The 24,966-nt window shown below is 67.4% G+C and carries 13 protein-coding genes, 1 tRNA gene and 1 pseudogene; 7 read left to right on the top strand and 8 right to left on the bottom strand.

The features are described from left to right. Window positions 1-7: 7 nt before the first annotated feature. The 3 genes from H7I57_RS11710 to H7I57_RS11700 all read right to left on the bottom strand — a co-directional run bounded on the left by H7I57_RS11710 (window position 8) and on the right by H7I57_RS11700 (window position 7,248). Complete coding sequence (locus H7I57_RS11710) at window positions 8-4,885, bottom strand: NAD-glutamate dehydrogenase (protein ID WP_264023667.1); 4,878 nt, start codon at window positions 4,883-4,885, stop codon at window positions 8-10. Between the two features lie 90 nt (window positions 4,886-4,975). After that, window positions 4,976-6,649 carry an energy-dependent translational throttle protein EttA gene (gene ettA, locus H7I57_RS11705; protein ID WP_264023666.1) on the bottom strand — a complete coding sequence of 558 codons (1,674 nt, stop codon included), beginning with the start codon at window positions 6,647-6,649 and terminating at the stop codon, window positions 4,976-4,978. A 107-nt stretch (window positions 6,650-6,756) separates the two neighbouring features. Further along, window positions 6,757-7,248, bottom strand: a complete 492-nt coding sequence (locus tag H7I57_RS11700; RefSeq protein ID WP_264023665.1) for a single-stranded DNA-binding protein — start codon at window positions 7,246-7,248, stop codon at window positions 6,757-6,759. A 695-nt stretch (window positions 7,249-7,943) separates the two neighbouring features. On the opposite strand from H7I57_RS11700, the pseudogene H7I57_RS33965 reads away from it, so the two are divergent. Beyond that, window positions 7,944-8,498, top strand: a pseudogene (locus H7I57_RS33965) (allophanate hydrolase-related protein); the annotation flags it as partial. On the opposite strand, the gene H7I57_RS11690 reads toward H7I57_RS33965, so the two are convergent. From H7I57_RS11690 to H7I57_RS11675, 4 genes are read right to left on the bottom strand one after another with little or no spacing between them, the layout of a single operon-like run. Then, window positions 8,495-10,516, bottom strand: coding sequence for a bifunctional copper resistance protein CopD/cytochrome c oxidase assembly protein (locus H7I57_RS11690; protein ID WP_264023664.1), 2,022 nt, complete (start codon window positions 10,514-10,516; stop codon window positions 8,495-8,497). The pseudogene H7I57_RS33965 and the gene H7I57_RS11690 overlap by 4 nt on opposite strands. Window positions 10,517-10,547: 31 nt before the next feature. Continuing rightward, complete coding sequence (locus H7I57_RS11685; protein WP_264023663.1) at window positions 10,548-12,899, bottom strand: glycerol-3-phosphate 1-O-acyltransferase; 2,352 nt, start codon at window positions 12,897-12,899, stop codon at window positions 10,548-10,550. Next, a complete protein-coding gene (locus tag H7I57_RS11680; RefSeq protein WP_264023705.1) occupies window positions 12,896-14,530 on the bottom strand; it encodes an HAD-IB family hydrolase/lysophospholipid acyltransferase family protein in 1,635 nt (544 codons plus the stop codon). Before H7I57_RS11680 ends, H7I57_RS11685 begins: the two co-directional genes overlap by 4 nt. A gap of 35 nt (window positions 14,531-14,565) precedes the next feature. Continuing rightward, complete coding sequence (locus tag H7I57_RS11675) at window positions 14,566-16,044, bottom strand: wax ester/triacylglycerol synthase family O-acyltransferase (RefSeq protein ID WP_264023662.1); 1,479 nt, start codon at window positions 16,042-16,044, stop codon at window positions 14,566-14,568. A 100-nt stretch (window positions 16,045-16,144) separates the two neighbouring features. On the opposite strand from H7I57_RS11675, the gene H7I57_RS11670 reads away from it, so the two are divergent. The 4 genes from H7I57_RS11670 to H7I57_RS11655 all read left to right on the top strand — a co-directional run bounded on the left by H7I57_RS11670 (window position 16,145) and on the right by H7I57_RS11655 (window position 19,705). Then, window positions 16,145-16,217: transfer RNA gene (locus H7I57_RS11670), tRNA-Arg, on the top strand. A 91-nt stretch (window positions 16,218-16,308) separates the two neighbouring features. Continuing rightward, window positions 16,309-17,169: a hypothetical protein gene (locus tag H7I57_RS11665; protein WP_264023661.1), complete on the top strand. Its 861-nt coding sequence runs from the start codon at window positions 16,309-16,311 to the stop codon at window positions 17,167-17,169. A 343-nt stretch (window positions 17,170-17,512) separates the two neighbouring features. Beyond that, window positions 17,513-18,262, top strand: coding sequence for a dienelactone hydrolase family protein (locus H7I57_RS11660; protein ID WP_264023660.1), 750 nt, complete (start codon window positions 17,513-17,515; stop codon window positions 18,260-18,262). 51 nt (window positions 18,263-18,313) lie between these two features. Beyond that, the gene (locus H7I57_RS11655; RefSeq protein ID WP_264023659.1) at window positions 18,314-19,705 is read left to right on the top strand and encodes a PE-PPE domain-containing protein; all 1,392 of its coding nucleotides are present in this window, start codon (window positions 18,314-18,316) and stop codon (window positions 19,703-19,705) included. 48 nt (window positions 19,706-19,753) lie between these two features. On the opposite strand, the gene H7I57_RS11650 is transcribed toward H7I57_RS11655, so the two are convergent. Further along, window positions 19,754-20,257, bottom strand: a complete 504-nt coding sequence (locus H7I57_RS11650; RefSeq protein WP_264023658.1) for a DUF2505 domain-containing protein — start codon at window positions 20,255-20,257, stop codon at window positions 19,754-19,756. Window positions 20,258-20,828: 571 nt separating this feature from the next. On the opposite strand from H7I57_RS11650, the gene H7I57_RS11645 reads away from it, so the two are divergent. Together H7I57_RS11645 and H7I57_RS11640 are read left to right on the top strand one after the other, a co-directional pair. Next, window positions 20,829-23,912: an MMPL/RND family transporter gene (locus tag H7I57_RS11645; protein WP_264023657.1), complete on the top strand. Its 3,084-nt coding sequence runs from the start codon at window positions 20,829-20,831 to the stop codon at window positions 23,910-23,912. 37 nt (window positions 23,913-23,949) lie between these two features. Then, entirely contained in the window at window positions 23,950-24,852 is a 903-nt protein-coding gene (locus tag H7I57_RS11640; protein WP_264023656.1) for a class I SAM-dependent methyltransferase, read from the top strand. Window positions 24,853-24,966: the final 114 nt, after the last annotated feature.

Raw genomic sequence — 24,966 nt, 5'->3', positions numbered from 1 at the left:
CTCACGGTCACCCGGTTGATCCCGTTCCACTCGTCCTGGTCATGCTTCGGATCTGGCGGGCCGCCACCGACAGCGTCGCCAGATCGTGCTCGCCGCTCTCGTAGAGTTCGGTCAGCGTGCGGCGGGCGCGGTTGACGCGGGAGCTGTTGGTCAGTTCCCACTCGGCGATCTTCTCCTGGCCGTTCTCGTCGGTCTCGCCCACAGCGAGCACGTCGAAGCACAGCGCCCGCAACGACCCGTAGATGTCGTCACGAATCGCCAAGCGCGCCAACGAATGCCACCGGTCATCACGGGAGAGCCGGGACACCGCGGTGAGCAGCCCATCGGTGCCGAGATGATCCATCAACGCGAAGTACGCGTCAGCGACCTCCGCAGGATCGCGGTCGACGATGTCGGCGATGTCGATGATGTCGAGCAGGCTGAACTGGTACAGGCCGGTAGCGACCATGTACGCCAGTTCCTGCGGCACACCGTGCGCGGTGAACTCCCCCGCCTCGTTCGCGACGATCGCCTCGTCGTCCCCGCGCAACCATTCGGGCATGCGTGGGGTCAGGGCGGCGACCTTCTGGGCGAACCGGTTGATCTCGGCGCCGACGGCCAGCGGCTGCGGACGGTAGTTCAGTAGCCACCGTCCCGCGCGGTCGATGAGCCGCCGCAGGTCAAGGGTCATCCGGTCGGTCACCGCCACCGGCACCCCGGCCGCGCCCGCGGCACGGATCTCGCGCCATACCCGCCCCAGCCCGAAGATCTCGTCCGCGGCGGCGAAGCTGCGCACCGCGTCGATCGGGGACACACCGACGTCCTCGGAGATGCGGTAGGCATACGAGATGCCCGCGGTGTCGACGAGGTCGTTGACCAACATCGTGGCGACGATCTCCCGGCGCAGCTGGTGTGACCGGATGTCGGCGCTGAACTGCTCGCGCAGCGTTGACGGGAAATACGTGGGCAGCCTCGCGGCGAACACCTCCTGGTCGGGCAGGTCGCCTGCCAGCAGATCGTCCTTGAGCGCCAGCTTCACGTGCGCCATCAGGGTGGCCAGCTCCGGCGAGGTCAGACCGATACCGGCCTCCCTGCGACGCCGAATCTCCTTCTCCGACGGCAACGCCTCCAGCTCGCGGTTGAGCCCGCGGTTCTCGACGAAGGCCTTGATCATCCGGGAATGCACTGACAGCACGCTGGCCGCGTTGGCGCGGCTGGTGCCCATCAGGTCGTTCTGACTCTCGTTGTCGGCGAGCACGAGTCGTCCGACCTCGTCGGTCATCGACAGCAGCAGGTCGGTCCGGTCGTCGGCGTCGACCTTGCCGGCCGTGACCAGGGAGTCAATCAGGATCTTGATGTTCACCTCGTGATCGGAGCAGTCCACCCCTGCGGAGTTGTCCATCGCGTCGGTGTTGACCCGCCCGCCGACGAGGTCGAATTCGATCCGCCCCAGCGACGTCACACCCAGGTTGCCGCCCTCACCGATCACCTTGGCGCGCACCTGGTTGCCGTTCACCCTGACCGCGTCGTTGGCTCGGTCGCCCACGTTGGCGTCCGCCTCGGCCTCGGCCTTGATGTACGTCCCGATGCCGCCGTTGAACAGCAGATCGGCAGGCGCCTTGAGGATCGCTTTCATCAGCGCCGGCGGTGTCAGGTCGGTGACTTCGTCGTCGATGCCCAGCGCGGCGCGTGCTTCGGAGCTGATCGGAATGGACTTCTGCTCGCGGCTGTACACCCCGCCGCCCTCGCTGATCAGCGAGCGGTCGTAGTCCTCCCAGCTGGAGCGCGGCAGGTCGAACAGCCGCTTGCGCTCCTGCCACGACCTCGCGGCGTCGGGATTCGGGTCGATGAAGATGTGCCGGTGATCGAATGCGGCGAGCAGCCGGATGTGTTGCGAGAGCAGCATTCCGTTGCCGAAGACGTCGCCGCTCATATCACCGACGCCGACGACGGTGAAGTCCTCGGATTGGGTGTCGACGCCCATCTCCCGGAAGTGCCGCTTCACCGACTCCCAGGCACCCTTGGCGGTGATGCCCATCGCCTTGTGGTCGTAGCCCACCGACCCGCCGGAGGCGAACGCGTCGCCAAGCCAGAACCCGTAGGACTTGGCGACATCGTTGGCGATGTCGGAGAACGTCGCGGTGCCCTTGTCCGCAGCGACCACGAGGTAGGCGTCGTCACCGTCCCGACGGACCACTTCCGCCGGCCTGACGATGGCGCCGGTGATCTTGTCCACGTTGTCGGTGACGTCGAGAAGCCCGGCGATGAACAGCCGGTAGCAGGCCACGCCCTCTTCCCGCGTCGCGTCGCGGTCGGCGGCAGGGTCACCGCTGGGCGCAGGCGGTTGCTTCACGACGAAACCGCCCTTGGCGCCGACGGGCACGATCACCGCGTTCTTGACCGCCTGCGCCTTGACCAGGCCAAGGATCTCGGTGCGGAAGTCCTCGCGGCGATCCGACCAGCGAAGGCCACCGCGCGCCACGTACCCGAAGCGCAGGTGCACGCCTTCGACGCGTGGGGAGTACACGAAGATCTCGAACTTTGGCCGGGGCAGCGGGAGTTCGTCGATCAGTTCGGGATTGAGCTTGAACGAGAACACGTTTCGCGCCCGGGCGGAATCCTGACTCGTGACGAAATAGTTGGTGCGCAGCGTGGCCTGGATCATCGAGGCGAACGCCCGCAGTACCCGGTCGGTGTCGAGGCTGACCAGGGCATCGATGTCGGCGGAGACGGCGGCGGCGGCCGCCTGCGCGTCCCGGTTCGCCGCACCCTCGGCCTGGTCGGCGGGGCGGAACAGTGCTTCGAACAGTGCGACCAGGGAGCGGGTGGTGGCGCCGTTGTCGTTGAGCACTGTCTCGATGTGGGACTGACTGTAGGGAAAACCGGCCTGGCGCAGGTACTTCGCGTAAGCGCGCACCACCGCGACCTGCTGCCAGGTCAGTCCCGCGCGCAGCACCAGTTCGTTGAACCGGTCGATTTCGGCCTTGCCGTGCCAGATCGCGGTCACGGCGTCGGCGAAGCGCTCCGCAGTGGCCTCGCGCTGTTGTCCCGGCGGCGCCTCGGGGATACCGCGGTGGGGCGAGACCTTGAACTGGTAGATCCACACCGGTAGCCCGTCGGGCCTGGTCACCGTGAACGGCCGCTCCTCGAGGACCACGACACCCATGGACTGCAGCATCGGCAGCAGCTGGCTCAGCGACGCCGAGCGTCCGCCGAGGTACCAGACGAGGTGCCAGACACCATGCTCGGCGGTGTCACCGCTGTCGGCAAGCACCAGCTTGACCGAGTCGTCTTGCAGCTCTTCGATGATCGCGATGTCGCCGAGGGCGTGCTGCGGGGTGATCGCCTGCTTGTAGACCTCGGGGAACGCGGTGGCGTAGTGCTCGGCGATGGTCTGGTCGATCGACCCGGCCCTGACCGCTCCGAGCAGCCGGTCCGCCCAGGTGCGGGCGGCCTCGGTGAGCAGGTCCTGCAGGCGCGACTCGTTGGCCTCGGACACATCGACGTCCTGCGGACGCGAGCCCTCCGGCAGAAGAACCGTGAAATGGACAACAGCCCAAGGTGATTCACTGACCCTTGCGGCGTAGTCGATGCTCTCCCCGCCGAGCTCACGAACGAGGATGTCCTGCATCTCCAGCCGCACGGCGGTGGTGTAGCGGTCGCGGGGCAGGTACACCAGACACGACACGAAGTGCGCGAGGGGGTCGGCCCGCATGAACAACAGCGTGCGGCGGCGCGAGCCCAGGTCGACGACCGCCATCGCCATGTCGAGAAGATCCCTGGCGCTCAACGCGAACAGCTCGGCACGCGGGATGGTCTGGATGATGTCGAGCAGCAACTGCCCGGGATGGCTCGGGTCGCGGTGGGCCATCGCGAGGGCGTCGTTGACGCGGCGGGCGATCAGCGGGATCTCGAGCACGTTGGCGTTCATCGCCGCGACGGTGAACAGGCCGACGAACCGGTGCTCCACCGCGGCCGAGCCGTTCTGGCCGGCCATCTGTTCGCGAACCACCACGATCTGCGGATAGGCGCCGTAACGCAGAAAGCTGGGAATTGTGGCCTGCGCCAACGCCAGCAGCTCGTCCTTGGTGGTCAGCTGCGGCAGCACATCCTGGCGCAGCCGGAGCACGCCGAGGCGGCTGGACGCGTCGACGGTCGCTTCACCGTCGCGGACAGGACAGCGCTGGTAGCCCAGCAGCACGAAATGCCCGTCGGCAAGCCAGCGCATCAGCGCCGCGACGTCCTTGCGGTCCGGGCTGGGGAAGCGCCGGCCGTTGTCGCTGTCGAGTTCGGCGGCCAGCCCGCGCAGCGTCGCGGCCATCGCGGTGGAATCGAGCGCCACCTGGCGGGCGTCGGCCAGCACCCGCGGCAACAGCTTCTCGGCCTCGGCGAGCGCGCGTTTGTCCACCGATCCCGACAACTGGACGTGCACCCAGGTTTCGTCGATGCCGTCACCGAACGTCGCCTGCTGTGCGGGCACGATCTCCAGCAACTCGCCCGCCGCGCCGCGCCGCACCCGGAACACCGGGTTCATGATCGCCTTGTAGGCGACCCCGATGCGGTGCAACAGCACCGTCACCGAATCCATCAGCATCGTCGCGTTGTCGGTGACGATCTGCAGGGCCGGACCGCAGCCGGCGGGGTCGTCGGGGGCGTAGACCGCGACGCGGGTGGCGCCCGGGGACCGCTGGCTGCCCAGCCGGTACTGCGCTGCGACCAGTGCCGAACCGGCGAGCTTGTCGGGTCCCGGCGGCCGCACCGGGCCCGTGACGGCAGCCTCCGTGCCGGGGGCGCCGCCCTGGGGTCCCCGGTAGGTCGCCAGATACGCGGGCACTAGCCGGTCGACGACCTCGGAAGATGGTGACTGCCCGACAGCGCCGCTAATGGCACCCGGATTCAACGACATTCGCCGCTCCTAGCTCACACCTGCGTACCGGCCCCCGTTGGCTGTCGCCGCCGCCCGCCAGGCGCCGGTTACGTGGTCCGCACGACGAGACTATCCCCGCGTGAGCTTCCGATGGGTCACCCTGTGGGGCCGGGCGGCTTCGGCACCGAGCCGCTCCACCTTGTTCTCCTCGTAGCCACCGAAGTTGCCCTCGAACCAGAACCACTTGGCCTCGTTGTCGTTGTCGCCTTCCCACGCCAGGATGTGGGTGCAGGTGCGGTCGAGGAACCAGCGGTCGTGGCTGATGACCACCGCGCAGCCGGGGAACTTCTCCAGCGCGTTCTCCAGCGAGCTCAGCGTTTCGACGTCCAGGTCGTTGGTCGGCTCGTCGAGCAGGATCAGGTTGCCGCCCTCTTTGAGGGTCAGCGCAAGGTTCAGCCGGTTGCGCTCGCCGCCGGACAGCACGCCTGCCGGCTTCTGCTGATCGGGGCCCTTGAAGCCGAACGCCGACACATAGGCCCGCGACGGCATCTCGTTCTGACCGACCTCGATGAAGTCCAGGCCGTCGGAGACGACCTCCCAGACCGTCTTCTTGGGGTCGATCCCGCCGCGGTTCTGGTCGACGTAGCTCAACTTGACCGTCTCGCCGACCTTGACGGTGCCGCTGTCGGGTTCCTCGAGACCCACGATGGTCTTGAACAGCGTGGTCTTGCCGACGCCGTTGGGTCCGATGACCCCGACGATGCCGTTGCGCGGAAGCGTGAAGGACAGGTCCTTGATGAGCTGCCTGCCGTCGAAGCCCTTGTCGAGGTGGGAGACCTCGACAACCACGTTGCCCAGCCGCGGGCCGGTCGGGATCTGAATCTCCTCGAAGTCGAGCTTGCGGGTCTTCTCGGCCTCGGCGGCCATCTCCTCGTACCGGCCGAGGCGCGCCTTGCTCTTCGCCTGCCTCGCCTTGGCGCCCGACCGGACCCACGCGAGTTCCTCCTGCAGCCGCTTCTGCAGCTTGACGTCCTTGCGTCCCTGGACGGCGACGCGCTCCGCCTTCTTCTCCAGGTACGTCGAGTAGTTGCCCTCGTAGGGGTATGCGCGGCCGCGGTCGAGCTCGAGGATCCACTCGGCGACGTTGTCCAGGAAGTAGCGGTCGTGGGTGACCGCCAGGATGGCGCCCTTGTACTCGGCCAGGTGCTGCTCGAGCCAGAGCACGCTCTCGGCGTCGAGGTGGTTGGTGGGCTCGTCGAGCAACAGCAGATCGGGCTTGGACAGCAACAGCTTGCACAGCGCCACGCGGCGCCGCTCACCACCGGACAGGTGCGTCACCGGGTCGTCGGGCGGCGGGCAGCGCAGCGCATCCATCGCCTGTTCGAGCTGCGAGTCGATGTCCCACGCGTCGGCGGCGTCCAGCTCTTCCTGGAGCTTGCCCATCTCGTCCATCAGCTCGTCGGTGTAATCGGTCGCCATCAGCTCGGCGACCTCGTTGTACCGATTGAGCTTGCCTTTGATCGCGACGCCGTCCTCGACGTTCTCGCGAACCGTCTTGGTCTCGTCGAGTTGGGGCTCCTGTTGCAGGATGCCGACACTGGCGCCGGGCTTCAGGAAGGCATCGCCGTTGTTGGGCTGGTCCAGCCCCGCCATGATCCGCAAGACGCTCGACTTGCCGGCCCCGTTGGGACCGACGACGCCGATCTTCGCGCCCGGAAGGAAGTTCAGGGTGACGTCGTCAAGGATGACCTTGTCGCCGTGCGCCTTGCGGACCTTCCGCATCGTGTAGATGAATTCGGCCATAGCCGTGATGTCGCCTTTCTCGATCCCGGGGCGGTCTCGGGATCATCGGGAATCTCCGCGATAGTCGGGCCCCATACTAGGCGTGGCCTCGCCGGCGGCGCCCGCCGCTACGCGCTCAGCGGCAGCCCCTCCTCGTCGCGTGCCGGCCGGCCGTCACCGATCTCGACGTCGACGTCGACGTCGACGTCGCGCTCGGTGCCGACCTCGCCATCGGCGGAGGCGGCATCAGGTGTGGCCTCAGGATGTCTGCGCTTGTCGATCCGGACGATGCACCGTGCGAGGTCCGGTCCCACCGCAGTGGCCCTTATCTCCAGCGAAGACCGGCGGTTGCCGTCGCGGTCCTCGTATTCGCTGGTGTACACATTGCCAACAACGATCACGGCGTCTCCCTTCCCGAGCCCGGCGCCCACGCCGGTGACGAGGCGGCCCCAGCAGTTCACCGTGGCGTACAGCGTGTTGCCCGGCTCCCAGGTGCCGTCCGCGGTGCGCCTGCGCGAATTGCTGGCCACGCGGAACTTGAACAGTTCCTGATCGCCGACCCAGCGGCGCTCGGGATTGGTGACGATGGTGCCCACTACGGCGATGGGTGTCTCGAACATGGGGTTCCTTCTCTCTGGTTTCCTCGGCAGCGGGCCAGGCAGTCCACGTGACCCGTCGTGACACCGCCATTCACCGCGACGCCGCCGACATTCCCCGCCGCCGTACCGCCAGGGGCGGCGGGGGCTGTGGATGAGTTGCGCATTGGGGATGAGCGCCGCATAGGTTGATCGCCATGACGGGGTTGATCGACATGACGGCTTCAGCTGCCCTGACCGGCCTGCGGGTCGCCGTGGCCGACGCCGTCGACGATGCGGCCGTCACAGCGATGAGGGACGCCGGGGCGGTCGTCTTCACCGGGGTCTCCGCACGGCCAGCCCAGGTGGTCGCCGACGGCGATGCCGACATCGCGGTGACGGCGGACGCGCCCCCGACGGCCGTCTGCATCACCCCTACCGCCGCCGCGCTGCGAACCCGCCTCAGCGTCGTCGCATCCGACCTGGCCGTGGCCGACGCCGCCATGACCGTCCTGGCAGCCCATTCGCCCGGCCGATGGCCGGCCGACGTCCGGTTCGCCGCACCCCCCGAACTGGTGATCGGGGTGGCCCTGGACGCCCGCACCCTCGGTGCCGTGACCGCTGCATTGTCGCGTACAGGCGCACGCGTCGTCGACGGGGATTTCGGCGCCCGGGAGCATCTCACCGTCCCCGACGGGGTGGACGCCGTCATCACCGCGCCGGGCCCCGGCCTCCCCCGGGACCTGTGCTCGGTCACCGTGCGCGTCGACGGGTCGGTCGTCTCCGTCGTGGCCCGCGCCTTCGACGATGCGGTCGCCGTGGACATCGCGGCGTCGCTGACCAACATGCAGGAAATGCAGCGGGTGTGGCCGCTCGGCACCGCCGATCCCGTCGAGTTGGTGGTCTTCGGCGCGCATCTGCGGGGCGGGCCGTTGACCCACCAGCTCACCGACCTCGGCGGCCGGTGGGCCGGCGAAACAACGACGGCGCCCCGATATCGGATGACCGTGCTGCCCACCGTGCCGCCGAAGCCGGCGATCACCCGGGTGCCCGACGACCTGCCCGGCACCGCCCTGTACGGCCACCGGTGGTTGCTGTCGGCCGCAGCCCTCGGCCGTTTCCTGGCGGCGCTGCCCGCCCCCATGCAGCTGGGCAAGGTCGAATTCGACGATGGCAGTTGGCGAACCGCGTTCGGCTGTGAGGCCGCCGCGGCCACCGGTGCCGACATCAGCAGATACGGCAGCTGGCCCGGCGCGGTCGCCGCGGGCGCGGTGCGCGGCGGCGCGGCAGGCTAGCCTCCGCGCTGCGATTCCCGGCGAGCCAGTTCGGCCAGCATCCGGTTGTAGGCCGCAAGGTCTGCGTCGTCGTCACGGTCGGCCGCGCGGTCGAGGCGCTTGGCGGTGCGCTGATCGCTGCGGCGCCACTGGACGAACAGCGCGATGAGGACCACGACGAGCGGGACTTCACCTGCCGCCCAGGCGATCCCACCCCCGAGTCGCTGATCGCCGAGGAGGTCGGTGTGCCAGTCCAGCTGCAGGGACCGGTAGAAGCTCTCGCCGATCACCGACTTGGTGCCCATCAGGACCACGCCGAAGAACGCGTGCAGCGGCAGCGACGCGAACACCATCGCCAACTTCGCGATCGGCGGTATCGGCCGCGGCGTCGGATCCACCCCGATCACGACCCAGTAGAACAGGTAGCCACTGAGCAGGAAGTGCAAGTTCATCGCGACGTGGGCGCCGTGGCTGTCGACGGCGGCGTCGAAGATGCCGCCGAAGTACAGGCCGTAGAACCCGACGACGAACAGGCCCGTCGCGACGAAGGGGTTGGTGAGCACGCGAGAAACCCGGGAATGCAGGGCGGCGAGCAGCCATTCCCGCGGGCCCGGCGGGTCGCCGCGGCCGGCCGCCGGCAGGGCTCGCAACGCCAGGGTGACCGGCGCGCCGAGCACCAGCAGGATCGGCGCCAGCATCGACAGCAGCATGTGGGCGACCATGTGCATGCTGAACATCGCGGGCATGTACCGGCCGATACCCGACGACGTCGCCACCAGCAGCACCAGGCAGCCGAGCAGCCAGGCCACGATCCTGCCGACCGGCCACGCGTCACCGCGGCGCCTCAATTTGCGCACGGCGACCAGGTACACGATCGCGAACACGATGGCCGCGGTGCCGAACAGCAGGTCGAAGCGCCAGTCGAACAGCACCCGGCCCAGCGTGGGCGGCCCTGCGAGGTCATAGCCGATCTCCACGGTGGGGATCGACGGGTTGAGGTCGCGCGGCGGCGGGGGCGGCGTCCGGCCCAGGGCGACCGCCACCCCGAACGTCAGACCGAAGACGAGCGCCTCGACGAGCGCCAGCCGGATCAGCGGGCCGCGGCCGCCGGGATCGTCCCGCAGTGCCGCCACGCCCCGGCGGCGCTGCCGCCACCCCAGGAAGCCGAGCACTCCCAGCGCCGCCACCTTCGCCACGATCAGCAGGCCGTACCGGCTGTTCAGCAGCTCACCCGGGCTGACCCGGACCAGCGCGTTGATGACCCCGCTGAGCGCCATCGCCACGAAACACCAGAGCGCGACCGCCGAGAACCGCCGCGCCGCCAGGTGCGCGTGTTCGGCACCGCGGAGGGCGTGGACCAGCAGCGCCAGTAGGCCACCGGCCCACACCGCGCCGACGACGAGATGGACGAGCAGGCTGTTCGTGGCGATGTCGTGTGAACCGCCGGTCGCGGAGTGCCCGGTCAGGGCCAGCGGCAACAGCGTCACCAGCGATCCCGCGAACAGCACCGGCGTCCACGACCACCGCAGCACCGGAGCGCTCACCACCGTCACAGCGACCGCGAACAGCGCGGTCCAGCGCCACGCGCTCGCGATGTCGACGAGGCCGGCCACCGCCCAGATGTCGGTCAGGCTCAGTCGTGTCGACAGCGGCTGACCACTGACGTCGGACACTGTCAGCGGCACCATCAGCGCCGCGCAGACCGCCCAGACCCCCGAGGCCACCGTCGCCGTGCGCAGGGCGCGGTAGCCGCCGGCGTCGAGCACCCCGCTGCTCTGCGGCGGCACCATGAAGGCCGCGAACAGGAAGAAGCCGGTGGCCGTGACCGCGGCGATCTCCCCTACCGCCCTCACGAACGGCAGGCCGTAGGTGGTGACGGGACCGGGATCGGGCAGCCCCGTCGCGGTCAGTGCATCCGCCACCGACAGGGCGGACAGTGCCACTGCCGCCACCCCGGCCAGCAGCGCCACCCCGGACAGCACCGTCCACACCGGCACGCTGCGCACACCGGAGGGGGCGAGGCGGCCGGGGGAAGTCATGCGCCCAGGGTATGACCTCGCCGCAGTGGGCCTACTGTGCAGGCTCGCTGCGCAACTTCCGACGGCTCCGCTCACGGGCGAAGAACTGGTCACGGGAGTAGCTGTCGACCGTGTTCATGTCGGTGAGGATGCCGCGCAACTCGTCGCGGAAAGCTCGCCGCCGGGTAGCCAGGTCGGCTGCCGGTTCCAGAAGGTTCTGGTCGGCGGCCACCTGCCGGGCCGTGGTGAACAGCAGCGCCGACACCGCCTCGGTGCTGTGGATCACCCCCTGGGCGACGTACTGCTGCCCCAATCCCAGCGCTTTGCTCGTCAGATCCTTCTCCGAGATGTCGGCGGGTGCGTCGATCAACACGTCGGCCACGATGCGGTACGCCTCGAAGAACGGGCGAAGCAGCGGCCCGGCGATCGCGGGTCGTTTGGCCCGCAGCAGCGCGTCGATCTGCTCGCCGCCGGCGGCGACGTCGTCCTCCCAGTTGGCATGCCAGGACATCTCCTGGGCGACGTGTTCGCGGAAGCCCGCGGAGTCCGCGAAGTAGAAATCGAACTTCAGCAGGTCGCGGAGCCTGGTCACCTGCGACCAGAACGCCTCGAGGCGATCGGATTCCGCGCGTGACGCGTGAGCGAGTGCGAGTTCCACCAACGACGTCTCCAGGAAGGCGTCGATCAGCGAATTGCGGTAGAACGCGGCTTGATGCTCGTCCTCTGGCGCGATGTACCAGACGGGTTCGCTCCCGCCGTCGACCCGGGTGACCGGATGCCTGTTCGACAGCGCGTCGACCGCGGCGCGGACGCCGTCGGGAGTGCGCAGCCGCAGGGCGCTGTTGGTCATCGGGGTCTGCTTGCGCTCCAGGTAGTCCAGGGAGTCCTGCAGCGTGTGGTGCAGCTGATCCAGCGTGAGGGCAACACCCCGCGTGCTGAGCAGCAACGCCGACACCAGAGCCGTCGCGTTGACCGGCGTGACCTGAAGGATCCGCCACGCGACCTCGAACGCCATCTTCTGCAGCGCAAGACGTTTGGCGTCGCCGTCGGTTGTCATCGGGCCGTGCGGCTCACCCAGGTACTCGCGCATCGAGACCGCCTCGGGGAAGCGCACATAGATCTTGCCGTAGTTGCGTTCCCCCTGGGCCTTGATGAAGTTGTACAGCCACGACAGACCCTCGGGTGTCTTCTCCCCGCCGCGGGCGTAGGCCGCGTACTCCGCGGTCTCGTGCAATTGGTCGAAGCTGATCGACACCGGCTGCAGCAGGATGTCGTCGCTGCGGCCGTCCAGGTAGGCGTCGGCGACGTAGGCGAGCAGACCGAGCTTGGGGGGCAACATCTTTCCGGTGCGCGACCGGGTGCCTTCGATCGACCAGCTGAGGTTGAAGCGCTTCTCCACGATGTAGCCGACGAACTGGCGCAGCACGTACTTGTACAGCGGGTCGTCGAGCTTGCGACGGATGAAGATGACACCCGACCGGCGCATCAGTGGACCCATCGCACCGAAGGACAGGTTGATGCCAGCGAAGGTGTGCACCGGTGGCAGTCGGTTCTCCTGCATCGCCACGGGCACGATCGCGCCGTCGAGGTAGGACCGGTGGGAGAACAACAGCACCGCCGGATGGGATTCCAGGGCGTGGCGCATCGATTCGACCTCGAGGCGGTCGTAGTCGATGTTGGGGTCGAACCCCCTGCTGAAGATCGCGCGGCCCAGCGACGGGATGAGATCGACGGAGAAGCGGCTCCACCCGGTGCCGAGTTCGTCGAGCATCTCCCCCGCCTTCTCGACGGTGGCGCCCGGGATCTTCTCCAGCCCTTCGCGGAACCTCGCCGAAGCCAGCATCTCGGGCTTGACCAGCCGAGGTGACTTGTACTCGGGCCCGAGCAGGCGCAGCTCGACCCGCTCGATCGCCAGTATCGCCCGCCGGATGACGAATCGTGCGAATTCCCTTGGGTTCTCGGCGACGGTGGTATCACTCCACTGCTGACGCAGCTCGGACACCTTCGCGGGTTCGCCCGCGACGACACGGGCACGGGCGGGATCCCGCTTGAGGATGCGGCGCTGCAGCATCTGCGGTGGGCAGTACGTGTCCCGCCCGGACACCACCGCCACCACCTTGGATCGCGTCGGCAGGCCACCCGGGACCCAGAACACCCGCACCGGGACCACGGAGCGGTCCTCGTCGGCCTCGAGAAGCTCGACCAGGCGGGCCAGCACGCCGGGTGGCGGGTCGTCGTCGGCGGGCAGCTTGAGCACCTCGATGTTCGAGTCGGGGTGCTCGCGGCGTTGCCGCTGCAGCCAGTCGCTGAGCAGTTCCTCCTCGGCCGGTGAGGACACCGATGCCAGGACGAGGGTGTCGTCGGTGGCGGTGAAGGCCGCCATGTCGTCGATGCTGAGCTTCATGGCCGTCCCTTCGGGCCACTGCGCTTGGTCACCGTCGTCGCGGCCGTCTTCTTGACCGGCGCCTTCTTCGCCGCCTTCTTGGCAGCGGTCTTCTTTGCGGCGGTCTTCTTTGCGGCGGTCTTCTTGGCGGCGGCCTTCTTGGTGGCAGGTGTCTTCGCCGGCGCGGTGGCGTGCTTGTAGATGTCGGGGGTCGGCAGCTCGTCGTGCGGCCAGTCCTTGAGCGTGTCGATATAGAGCTGGCGGACCTCGGCGATGCGCTCCGCCAGGTTGTCGTAGGTCCAGTCGTCGACCGGAATCGGCGGGTAGACAACGACATCGACGGTGCCGGGGTTGAACGTGCTGGAGTCCCGCGCGGCGATCACCTCGGCGTTGCGGATCACGATCGGCACGATCGGTATGCCCGCCGACATCGCGATCCGGAACGGGCCCTTCTTGAAGTCGCCGACCTCGGTGGTGTCCAGCCGGGTGCCCTCGGGTGCGATGAGGATGGACAGACCCTTGCGGGCGAGCTCCTCGACCTTCTTGAGGCCTTCGACCGCTTTCACCGGGTCGTCGCGGTCGATGAAGGCGGCGTCCATGATCCTGCCCATGGTGCCGACGATGGGATCGTTCTCGAGTTCCTTTTTTCCCACCGACGTGAAGTTGTCGCTGACCAACCGTCCGGCGATCAGCGGGTCCGCCTGGTTGCGGTGATTGAAGATGAACACCGCGGGCCGCTGCGCAGTCAGGTTCTCCTTGCCGAGGACCTGCAGGTTGATGCCGATGGTGTTCAGCAGGGTCCGTCCGAACATCGACGTGAAGAAGTTGACGCCCGCGCGCTTGTTGAGGGTCAGCAGCCCGACCCCGACGGCGCCGGCGGCGATCGGCATCATCGAGGCGATGCCCGCGGCGGTGCGCAACTGCGAGAGCGGACTGCTGCCGCTGCGGCTGCTGAACCTCAACACCGGCCAGCCGCGCTTGGCGGCGACGGCGGCCATCTTGCCGGCCGGGTTCGTCGGCCGCGGGTTGCCGACGAGGTACATCAGTGCGACGTCCTCGTCGCCGTCGGCGTAGAAGTAGCTCTGCGCCAGGTCGATCTTGTTCGCGGCGGCGAACTCCTGCACCGCCCTGGCCTTGCCCGGGCCCCAGATGACCGGCCGCTGCACCTCACCGGTGATCAGCCCGTCGACATCGGTGACGAACTTGTTGCTCAGCACGTTCTCGATACCGAGGAATCGCGCCACCGGTTCGACCTGCACCGTCAGCGCGGACGAACTGAGGACGACGGTGTGGCCTCGGTCCATGTGCGCGCGGACGAGCTCACGCATCTCTGGATAGATCCGGCTGACGATCTTCTGCATGAACAGCCGCTCGGCCAGTTCGTCGATGTCGTCGACCGAGTTGCCGCGCAGCATCCGCGCGCCCTTACCGATGAGGTCCTCGAACTCCGACCGTCCCAGCTGGTGGTTGAGACCGGCCTGCACCATGCCGATGAACTCACCCACCGACATCTGGCGGCGCCGTAGCCGATCCTGGGTCATGACCACGCCGGTGAAGCCGGCGACGAGGGTGCCGTCGAGGTCGAAGAACGCGCCGACCTGGGGGCCGGGCGGGCTGGCCTGGACTTCCGCGACCGAACCCGGTAGACGCATCTGGCCGTTACTGGACGTCGCGGATGTCTGGGATGTCACGGTGCGGCACTTCCGTTACGTGAGGAGGGATGGGATTCCGCGGTGCCGAACGTCGCCGGTACGGCACGACCGTCGCCGCCGAGGGCGAGGACTTCGTCGAACCCGGCCAGCAGGCATTGCGCGAGCAGGTCCGGGTCGGTGATCGACGCCCTGTCGTAGCGCAACGTGATCGTGCAGTAGCCCGACCGCGAGATCAGCACGATCATCATCGCCACGCCGGGCAGCGGCCCAAGGCCGTACTGCCGCAGCACTTTCGCGCCGGCGATGAAGGTGTCGCCCGCATACACCGGCACGTTGCTGGCCTGGACGTCGGAGTTCACGATGGACCCGGCCATGGTCTCCAGCACGGTGTCGGGCAGCAGGCTCACCACGGGGGCGATCGCGCTCACCATGTCGAGGGCACGCTCATCGCGCTTGCGCGTCATCTGCGATCTGATGTTCTTGATGCGGACCTCGGGGTCGGACATGCCAATGGGCGCGGCGAGGTTGACACCGGCGAACCTGTTGCCGCCCGCGGGATCTGCATCGGAGCGCAGGTTCACCGGGACAGCCATCGGCAGCGTGTCGACCGGCACGCCCTTCGCCTGGTGGTAGAGCCGCAGCGCACCGCATACCCCGGCGAGATAGGCGTCGTTGATCGACCCCCCGGCAGCTTTCGCCGCCCGGTGCAGATCGCCGAACTCGATGTCGATGGCCTCGCTGCGCGAGGACAGGCTGCGGCGGCGCAGCAACGGCGACGGATCGGCGACCGGACCGATCACCCGGGCGCCCGACATCGCGTAATCGATCACGCTTCCGAGCCGGTGGACGGGGTCGCGCACCGCGTGCCCCATTGCCTGCGCCGCACCGAAGACGACATCACGCACACTGCCGGCGATGGTGCCGGGAAGTCTGGTGATCCCTTGGCGCATCAGGTCGTTGGGCGACAGGTCGGAAGGGATGGGAAGCGGAGCCGGGTCCTGCGGAGGCGGATCACGCTCGAGGTCATACAAGTTGGCGAACATCTCGACACCGCCGACACCGTCGGTGACGGCGTGGCTGAGATGCACCATCAGCGCCGCTTGGGTGTTCTCCACGCCCTCGATGAGGGTGGCCGTCCACAGCGGACGGGAGATGTCGAGCGGTGACTGCGCGGCGACCTCGGCGATATCCATCACCTGGCGCAGCGTGCCCGGCTCCGGGACGCGCACCCGACGGAGGTGGAAGTCGAGGTTGAAGTCGGGGTCCACCACCCAGCGGGGCGCGGCGGTCGGCAAGGTCGGCGTGACGACTTTCTGCCGGAGCCGCAAGACCTTGCGCGACGCGTTGTCGAAGCGCCTGCGGAAGAGGTCCCAGTCGGGTGTGGTGTCGAGAAGCTCGAGCGTCATGATGCCCGAGCGGGTGCGCGGATTGGCTTCGCCGCGGTGCAGGATCTGGTCGAGCGGACTGAGTTCCTCCGGGAGTCCGGCCGCATCCAGTTCCGGCGCGTTGCTCATGCGCCCCACGCTAGTCGGCGACCCTGAGACACGGAGCGGGTTTTGCAGCGGTGTGAGGTGAGCGGTCACATGCGCCGCATTCGATACACTCCTCGGCGCTGCCCCCGTAGCTCAGCGGATAGAGCAGCCGCCTTCTAAGCGGTTGGTCGCAGGTTCGATCCCTGCCGGGGGCGCAGCTGGCGTGTCTCGCGTTGCGCCCCGTCAGGCCGCCCGCCGGTTTCGTCGTCCACTTCTGCGCGAGATGACTCCGTCCGAGACGCATCCGTGGCTTCCTCGGCGTCGGTGTCCGCCTCCGGTGGGTCCACGCCCTCACGTGAGCTGTCCGACCGGTCACCGCGGTCGCGCAGTCCATGGGCACCCCGCGACTCGGCGTTGTCCCCACTGGTCGTCGCGGCGCCGTCCGCCGTGGCGTCGTCCGTCGACTCGGCGGCGTCGTCGATCGATGCGTCCCGTGGCGTGGGGTCCATCTGGCCGGTCTCGTTCACAGGACGGGACTCTTCGATGGCCGCGCGGATGTTGCTCCGTGCGACGACGACCGAGTCGGCGACGGCCGTGACCGCTGCGGCCAGGCGCCCGGACAAGGTGTCGACGCCCGCGGCGAGGGCCCGCACCGGATCGCCGGTCGCCGCCAGTTCCTGCGCCATGGCATCGGGGGTTTCGAAAACGGCGGACAGAACGTGGTTGAAGGCCGGGAAGATGATCGCCGCCACCACATTGATGGCCTCCACCACCACGACCTGCAGCACCCCTCGCGGCACCGCCGTTGGCGTTGGGTTGGGCACGATGGGCAGGTTGAGTGCCGTATACGTGTCTTGGCGCGCCGTCTGGATGGCCTCCAGGACGCCCGGCAGCCCGTCGGCGGCGGCAGGCAAGACGTTGAGCAGGCCGACCACACCGACTTCGAACGCGTTCAACGCCCTTGGCGCCACCAACGTGCCGTCGGCGACGATGGCCGCCTGCGCCGCGGCGTTCGTGGGCCCGGTCACCGATGCCGCCGTGACGCCGAGCGCCGTCCACAGGTCGCCGGACTGCAGGGCGGTGAGGAGGGTGCCGGGTGTCTGGAACGTCGTGACGAACGCCGTCGCGGCGGTCTCGACGATCAGCGGGCAGATGATCGAGCAGTAGACGACCTGATTGCCCAGGAAACTGGTGACGAGCCCCCCGGGTGGAACCGCCGCGGCCGCCAGCCGGACCTCCGCCGTCGCGGTCGGTGCTGACTGCGCCTGAGCTGCCGGAGCAAGAGGAACTGCGGCGATCGCGGCGACGGCGGCGACGGCGATCCCCCTTCGTGCGACGCCTGAACGCGGGTTGCCTCGTCGCATCATCGCGCCCCTTTCGACGGTGTTGTCGAGGACACGGCTCAGGGGTGCACTCGGTTCAATCCCACTGCCGGGTCCCCCGACAGGCCAGTTATGCGCGCAGCGAACGGACCTCCCGCCGCCGGCTGAGCCGTGGAAATGTCTGCGACGTGACTGTGCAGACCACTTCCCTGCGGCACGACATCGACGGCGCGAAGTTCGACGCCGTCCTTGTTCACGACGAGACCGTGGAGCGTGCGCCCACCGTGCTGATCTTCCACGGGATGGAAGGCCGCAGCGACGCGCAGCTGCAGTTCGCGACCCGGCTCACGGAGTGGGGTTACCAGGCGATCGCGGTGGACCTGTTCGGCGAGGACGCCAGCCGCGGCGGCATCGAGGCAACCACCGCCGCGATGACCGGGTTTGTCGCCGACCGCGCCGCGCTCGCCGGACGCCTCACCGCGGTGCTCAACGCCCTGACCGCCGCACCGCAGGTCGACGCCTCCCGTGTCGCCGCGATCGGGTTCTGCTTCGGGGGCCTGTGCGTGCTCGATCTCGCTCGGGCCGGGCACCCCCTGGCCGGCGTCGCCAGTTTCCACGGGCTGCTCACCGCCCCGCCCGACCACGACGGCGACGTGACCGCCAAGGTGGTGGTGTTCCACGGTTGGGACGATCCGTACGCACCACCCGAAGACGTCGTCGCGCTGGGCCGGGAGTTCTCGGGACGAGGCATCGACTGGCAGCTGCACGCGTACGGCAACACGATGCACGCATTCATGGCACCGTGGGCCGACGATCCGGCACGCGGCATCGTGTACAGCGAATCCGCGGCCCGGCGCGCCTGGACATCGCTCGAATTCTTCCTCGGCGAGTGCTTCGACACCGACGCCGCAGCACACCCACCACAACCCTCGCGCTGACCGTCCCATCGGTATACGGTGCTAGCCGTAGTACCGGGGAGGGATGGCGGAATGAGCAAAGTCCGCGAGAAGAAGTTCACCAGGGCGGCCGTCAGCATCGCCACGCTGGGTGTCGCGGCCGCCGTCGGGGGTGTCGCGGCCACTCAGCCTGCGTCGATATCGGCATCGCTGGTCGACCTGACCGCACTGATCGTCGTCGGCAGCTCCACCCATCCAGACGGGACGGGCAACGAGAATTTCTTCGGCGGGAAGTTCAACCAGGCGCCCTACAACCCCGGCGGCCAGCCGGGGCCGGACTTGATCGGCGTCGACTTTCGCGGCGGGCCCGCCGCGATCAACGATGCCCTGCAGGCGAACTCGGATGAGGACAACGCCGTGCTGTCGTCCGGCTGGGGCGCTGCGAACACCAGCCTGCTGCTCATGCGCCTCGACAACGACGACGACCCGGCGCTTCCGAAGACGTTGTTCGTCCTCGACAACAACGTCTCGCGCCCCGACGGTGGATTCGGCACGCGCTATCCGTGGTTCGCGCTGATCGGGGTGAATCCGTTCCCCTCGCCGACGGACACCACCGCCAAGGCCGTCATCGACATCGCCTATCAGTACAACTACAACTCGAACGCGCCGGCGGACCTGTTCAACCTCGTGGCCCACGTCAATTCTCTGGTCGCCTACCTGTACGGATATCGCAACCAGGACGAGATCGATCTTCCCGTCGATGTCGACGGCACTTCGACGGTGTCGTGCGGTGACGCCAACACCTGCGCCGTGCTGGCCGGTGGCGGTGACACGTTGCCGTGTCACGACGCCCGCTGCGCGACACCCGCCGGGGACCGCATCGTCGCGTACGTGACCACCCGCGAGAACACCACCTACGTCACCTACACGACCGACGAACTTCCGCTGGCACGGTTGATCCGCGACGTCGTGCCCTTCGGAGGTGTCATCGCCGATCTCACCGAACCGCTGCTCAAGCTGATCGTCGATTCGGCGTACTACGACGGCAACCCGATACCGTCGGATCCCAGCCGCTACCGGCCTGCACGCCTGATGCCGTCGCTGGGTGAGCTCGTCACCACGGTGTCGAAGGTTCCCGGGGCGATTCACGATGGCTTCGAAGCGTTGTCCGACAACTCCTCTGACGGGACGTCCGTCAGCGACGTGGAGCCGGCGCGCGAGGCGGGGTTCGGGGCGCGGTCTACGTCAAGTGCCAAGCGGACCAAGGACGAGGGCGAGGCCTTCGAGGATACCGACCTGACCCATGATGAGGTCACCGCGCCCTCTGAGTCGAAATCCGCTGCGGTGAGCGAGAATTCGGAGACCGAAGGCACCACGGACACCACCTACACCACGGACACCACGAGCTCCGATGACAGTGACGACTCCAGCGATGCGAACGACGCGGCCGGCGGCGGCACCGACGACGGGCGAATGACTGAGTGAAACCTGTTGCGCGAGAATAGATCGACGGCTGTATCGCTACCGACCGGGTCAGGAGTGCTTCTCGATCCAATCCGCGGTGAAGCGCTGCAGCATGGAGAACTGAGGAGCCAGCAGGCGTCCGATCAAGCCCTCGATCTTTCCGCCGACCAATGGGACTCTGAACTCCACGGTCGCAGTGCACTTCAGGCGCGAACCGTTCCGCGCCGGTGCCAGCACAGCGGTACCGTGTCCACCTCCCGGCGCTCCGTGCGTCGCGATGCTGACCTCTCCGCGCACCAAGCCACCGCCGACAGGGCGCCATGTTTCGTCTTGCACCACTTGCCAATCCCGGGGAAAGAACTTGGCGACCGGTCCGGGCAGGCCGTCGGGGTGCAGGTCATGAACGATCACTACGGTCACGTCGCCATCGGGCTCCACCAGCAGTGAGTCCAACCTGCCGAAACCGCCGGCGGCCGCAACCCGCGCCTGCCAGTATCCCTCTTCGGAAAACGCCCAATGGATCTGCTCGACGCGCGCGGGGGAATCGACGCAGAAGTCGACTGACCGTGGCATGGCGGGTTCACCGCCGCCCGAACCGGTGACGATCCGCGCCACCCACGGTGGCCCCGGCCATCTTGCAGGGGCGGTGTGCGGCAACCGCGAGGTGGTCCGGCGGAGGCTCGCAATCGAGCAACACCTCGACCGGGCTCACGCCCGCCTGGGTGCTCCGCGACATGCTTTCGGTGAATCTGCTCACCACACACCCCAAGATTCTGAGAATCAGACACGGCGAGTTCGAAACCGCGAACAAACCGTACACCAAAAGCAAGATTCGTGACACCTCCGTCAAAAAACGGGTTACGCTAGCTGCACAAACAAGGACGTCGAAGCTAGACGTGACCTGAAGATGAACAGCGCCGCGAGGGGCGCGGGAAAGCCCCGCTCTCGCAACCAGTTTCAACCGAGCTTCTTGCCCTTGATCTTGAAAAGAGGCGACGGGGGTGGGTGGAGCACGTTTCATTGATGTTGCTGTGATCTCACTGGCGCGCGATTCTTGCGGTCGCCGCGGACGCCGGGCGCCCGCGCTCCCGGAGGGCTGCATGTGGCGCAGTCGTCCACACTCTCTTCACGTCTCGGGCTACTGATGCGTTGGCCGCGGAGGGCACAGGCGACGACGGCCCGGGCGGACCCCACGGGTACCGCGGGGCCTCGCGGCTTCTTTCCGCGGCTCGGCGACGTCGTCGTGCGGTGGCCGTGGGTTGTCATCGGCTTGTGGGTGGCGCTCGCGGTCGTCTTGCCGCCGTTGTTCCCCACCTTGGCAGAGGCGACGCAGCGGCAGCCGGTCTCGCCCCTGCCGGCCAGCGCTCCTTCGATCGTCGCAACCCAGGAGATGGCTGCGGCGTTCGGCGAAGCCGGTTCGGAGAACGTGCTCCTGGTCCTGTTGACGAACGACAAGGGGCTCGGAGAGGCCGACGAGAGGGTCTACGCAAGTCTCGTCGAGCGCCTGCGCCGCGATATCCAAGACGTGGTCATGCTGGAGGACTTCGTCACCACACCCCAGCTACGCGAGACCCTCAGCAGCGAGGACGGCAAGGCCTGGCTCATGCCGGTCGGCCTGTCCGGCGAGTTGGGCTCGCCCGAGTCCTACGAGGCGTACAAGCGGGTTGCCGACATCGTCCGGCATACGGTTGCGGGAACGACGCTGACCGCGAACCTGACTGGGCCCGCGGCCACCTTCGCCGACTCTCTTGACGTCGGAACGCGGGATCAGATCAAGATCGAAGTCGCGATCATCACGCTGCTGCTTCTGATCCTGCTGATCATCTATCGAAAACCGGCGACCATCCTGCTGCCGTTGCTCACGATCGGCGTCTCCCTCGGGATCGCGCAGGCCGCGGTGTCCGGAGCCGCTCAGTTGGGCCTTGGTGTCTCCACCCAGACCATCACCCTCCTGAGCGGGCTGATGGCCGGCGCGGGAACGGATTACGCCGTCTTTCTCATCAGCCGCTACCACGATTTCGTGCGGCAGGGCGAGGCCTCCGATCAAGCCATCAAGAACGCCCTGAACGCCATCGGCAAGGTCATCGCCGCATCCGCGGCGACGGTTGGCGTCACATTTCTCGGGATGACGTTCGCCCGGCTGGAACTGTTCGCAACCATCGGCCCCGCGCTCGCGATCGCGATCGGCGTGGCGTTCCTTGCCGCGGTGACTCTGTTGCCTGCCATCATCGTGCTGACCGGCCGCCGCGGTTGGATCACTCCACGCCGCGACCTCACCACTCGCTTCTGGCGCCGAGCCGGAATCCGCATCGTGCGACGGCCAATGGCGAATCTCGTAGCGAGCCTTGTGGTGCTGGTCCTTCTGGCCGGTTGCATGCTCGCCGTCCGATACAACTACGACGACCGCAAGGCGCTGCCGGCCTCCGTCGAGAGCTCGCTCGGGTATCAGGCGCTGGATCGCCACATCCCGGTCAACTCGACCATCCCTCAGTACCTCCTCATCCAATCGCCCCGGGACCTGCGGACACCGGAGGCGCTTGCCGACATGGAGCAGACGGCGCAGCGGATCAGCCAACTACCCGGTATCGCAGCGGTCCGCGGAATCACCCGGCCCAGCGGTGAACCGTTGGAAGCCGCGAGCACGACGCGCCAGGCCGGTGAAGTGGGCGCCAAGCTCAACGATGCGGTGACCATGATCCGTGGCCGCACCGACGACCTCAACCGGCTCGCTTGGGGAGCCGACCAGTTGGCCGACGGCGTCAGTACCCTGCGCGATCAGATTCTCAAGCTCATGAACGGCCTGTCCGGCATCATCAACACCCTCCAGTCCGTGCAGAACCAATTCGGCGGCAGCGGTACGACCTTCGGCCAGATGGGTGACGCCACCCGCCTCATCAGTGGGATACAGACGCTCGGAGACACGCTGCAGAAGACGTTCGGCGACCTCAACAGACTCGAGTGGATAGATCCCGTCGTGATCGCGCTCGACGGAAGTCCCTACTGCACCGGCAACCCCGTGTGCGTCGCCGCGCGGGACCAGTTCCGTCAGCTCCAGATGGCCCGCAATGACGGCACCATCCAGAAGCTGGCAGATCAGCTGCAGTCCACCGGGCCGCTGTCGAACCTCTCACAGACGGTGACCAAGCTGACCCAGTCGATGCAATCGCTCACCGGCCCCTTGGGCGCAATGGGGCTCGGCGGCCTGGGCGGCGGTGGCAGTGGGTCCTCCCTCAGTGGGATGCGAGATGGGCTCGATTCCCTCGCCGACGGCGGTCGACAGGTCGCCGACGGCGTGCAGGAACTGGTGAGCCAGACCCTGCGGATGAGCGGCGATCTCGGCGACGCTTCGGAGTTCTTGTTGGCGATGAAGAACGACGCGACGTCACCGTCGATGGCGGGGTTCTACATTCCATCACAAGTACTGACTTCGGACGATTTCAAGAAAGCCGCCGAGTTCTTCATCTCGGCCGACGGGCACTCGGCGCGGTACCTGATACAGACGGAACTCAATCCGTTCAGCACCGCCGCGATGGATCAGATCATTGCGATCACCGATACGGCAAGGCAATCTCAACCGAATACGGCGCTGGCCGATGGCTCGATAGCGATGACGGGATATCCAGCCACCCTTCGGGACGCACGTGACTACTACGATCACGACATCCGGTTCATCATCATCGTGACCATCGCCGTGGTGCTCCTGATATTGATCGCCCTGCTGCGCGCGGTCGTGGCGCCGCTCTACCTCATCGCGTCGGTGGTTCTTTCGTACCTGGCGGCGCTCGGCCTCGGGGTACTGACGTTCCAATTCATCCTCGGTGAGGAATTACATTGGAGCGTACCGGGTTTGACGTTCATCATACTCGTCGCGATGGGTGCGGACTACAACATGCTGCTCATTTCCCGGATTCGTGACGAGTCTCCGCGCGGCATCCGTTCCGGTGTCATCCGGACCGTCGGCGCCACCGGCGGCGTGATCACAGCTGCGGGTCTCATCTTCGCCGCGTCGATGTTCGGACTGCTGTTCGCCAGCATCAGCACCATCATCCAAGCCGGCTTCGTTGTCGGAACGGGAATTCTGCTCGACACGTTCTTGGTGCGCACTGTCACGGTGCCGGCGATCGCTGTCCTGGTGGGGCGGGGTAACTGGTGGCCCTCGCGATGGAAACCGCGACCACCCACGCCGCGGAAGCGCGCAGACCTCTCGCCAGTGCCCGGTGCCGGCTGAGCAATGGCCCACTCTTATCCAGACCCGCAATGCAGCGATGGTCGACCACGCCAGTCGGCACCGCGACGATGAGGAGGACGCAGTGACGGATTTCGGGGTGCCGGTCGACCCGGCGAATGGTCACCGAGACAAAGTGGACTTCACCGGTGTGCGGTGGAAATCGGTCGAGTGGACGAATGTCTGTCTGCTCTACCTGCGGGCCTGCGAGAGTCGATTGGCCGAATCGATTCTCGGCGATGAGTTGGCAGCGTGCGACGTCGCGCGCATCGAATACGACTTCGAGCGTGTCCATCGAACTGTGCGTCCGGAGATCAATCAGTTCATGGTGGCCCTGCGGAGCGCACAATTCGATGCCCTGACCAACCAGTATCTGAACGCGCATCCGGACGCCGTCGTCCTTCATCTGGGTTGTGGGTTGCACAGCCGCGCATTCCGTGTGGCGGCGCGAGACGGGGCGCCCTGGTTCGATGTCGACCTACCCGATGTCATCGCACTGCGTCGCCAGTTGTACTCCGAGTCCGAGACCTATCGCATGGTCGGGTCGTCGGTGACCGACCCCGCCTGGATCGATGAGCTACCCACCGGCGGTCCCGTCCTGATCGTCGCCGAAGGTCTCCTGATGTATCTGACCCCTTCCGAGGTCACTGATCTGCTCCACCGCGTGATCGACCGTTTCGACGCCGGAGAGGTACATGCCGACCTGCTGTCGAAATGGGGTCCACGGATGTCGCGAATCTTCACCTCGGGCCTGATCAAATGGGGCACCAACGACGGTCGGGAGCCTACCCGCTGGGATGACCGGCTCCGGCTCGTCGACGACAGCCCCATCATGGCCGGGGTCGACAAGATCCCCCTCGCCCCACAGCGCTTTCTTTACCGAATCCAGTACGCCATTCCAGCGGTTCGCAATTATGACCGAATCTTCCGATACGCGTTCTAGTCAGCAACACCGCTCGCGCTGCCGCGAGAACCGAAGTCGTCGGTCCACGGGCTTAGCCGTCACACCCTCATGGCACCAAGGCGAACGATTCACACGGCCGCTCCTTCGTCCTCC

The organism is Mycolicibacterium pyrenivorans, from assembly GCF_025821625.1.
GTDB lineage: Bacteria > Actinomycetota > Actinomycetes > Mycobacteriales > Mycobacteriaceae > Mycobacterium > Mycobacterium pyrenivorans.
The sequence above is the reverse complement of the archived record's forward strand: the minus strand, read 5'-3'. Positions and strand labels throughout refer to the sequence as shown.

Excerpts from the sequence above, each read along its gene's own strand:
- H7I57_RS11675 (WP_264023662.1), bottom strand. The coding sequence starts at position 16,044 with ATGAGCAACGCGCCGGAACTGGATGCGGCCGGACTCCCGGAGGAACTC.
- H7I57_RS11710 (WP_264023667.1), bottom strand. The coding sequence starts at position 4,885 with ATGTCGTTGAATCCGGGTGCCATTAGCGGCGCTGTCGGGCAGTCACCA.
- H7I57_RS11685 (WP_264023663.1), bottom strand. The coding sequence starts at position 12,899 with ATGAAGCTCAGCATCGACGACATGGCGGCCTTCACCGCCACCGACGAC.
- H7I57_RS11655 (WP_264023659.1), top strand. The coding sequence starts at position 18,314 with ATGAGCAAAGTCCGCGAGAAGAAGTTCACCAGGGCGGCCGTCAGCATC.
- H7I57_RS11680 (WP_264023705.1), bottom strand. The coding sequence starts at position 14,530 with ATGCGTCTACCGGGTTCGGTCGCGGAAGTCCAGGCCAGCCCGCCCGGC.
- H7I57_RS11645 (WP_264023657.1), top strand. The coding sequence starts at position 20,829 with ATGCGTTGGCCGCGGAGGGCACAGGCGACGACGGCCCGGGCGGACCCC.
- H7I57_RS11650 (WP_264023658.1), bottom strand. The coding sequence starts at position 20,257 with ATGCCACGGTCAGTCGACTTCTGCGTCGATTCCCCCGCGCGCGTCGAG.
- H7I57_RS11640 (WP_264023656.1), top strand. The coding sequence starts at position 23,950 with ATGGTCGACCACGCCAGTCGGCACCGCGACGATGAGGAGGACGCAGTG.
- H7I57_RS11690 (WP_264023664.1), bottom strand. The coding sequence starts at position 10,516 with ATGACTTCCCCCGGCCGCCTCGCCCCCTCCGGTGTGCGCAGCGTGCCG.
- ettA (WP_264023666.1), bottom strand. The coding sequence starts at position 6,649 with ATGGCCGAATTCATCTACACGATGCGGAAGGTCCGCAAGGCGCACGGC.
- H7I57_RS11700 (WP_264023665.1), bottom strand. The coding sequence starts at position 7,248 with ATGTTCGAGACACCCATCGCCGTAGTGGGCACCATCGTCACCAATCCC.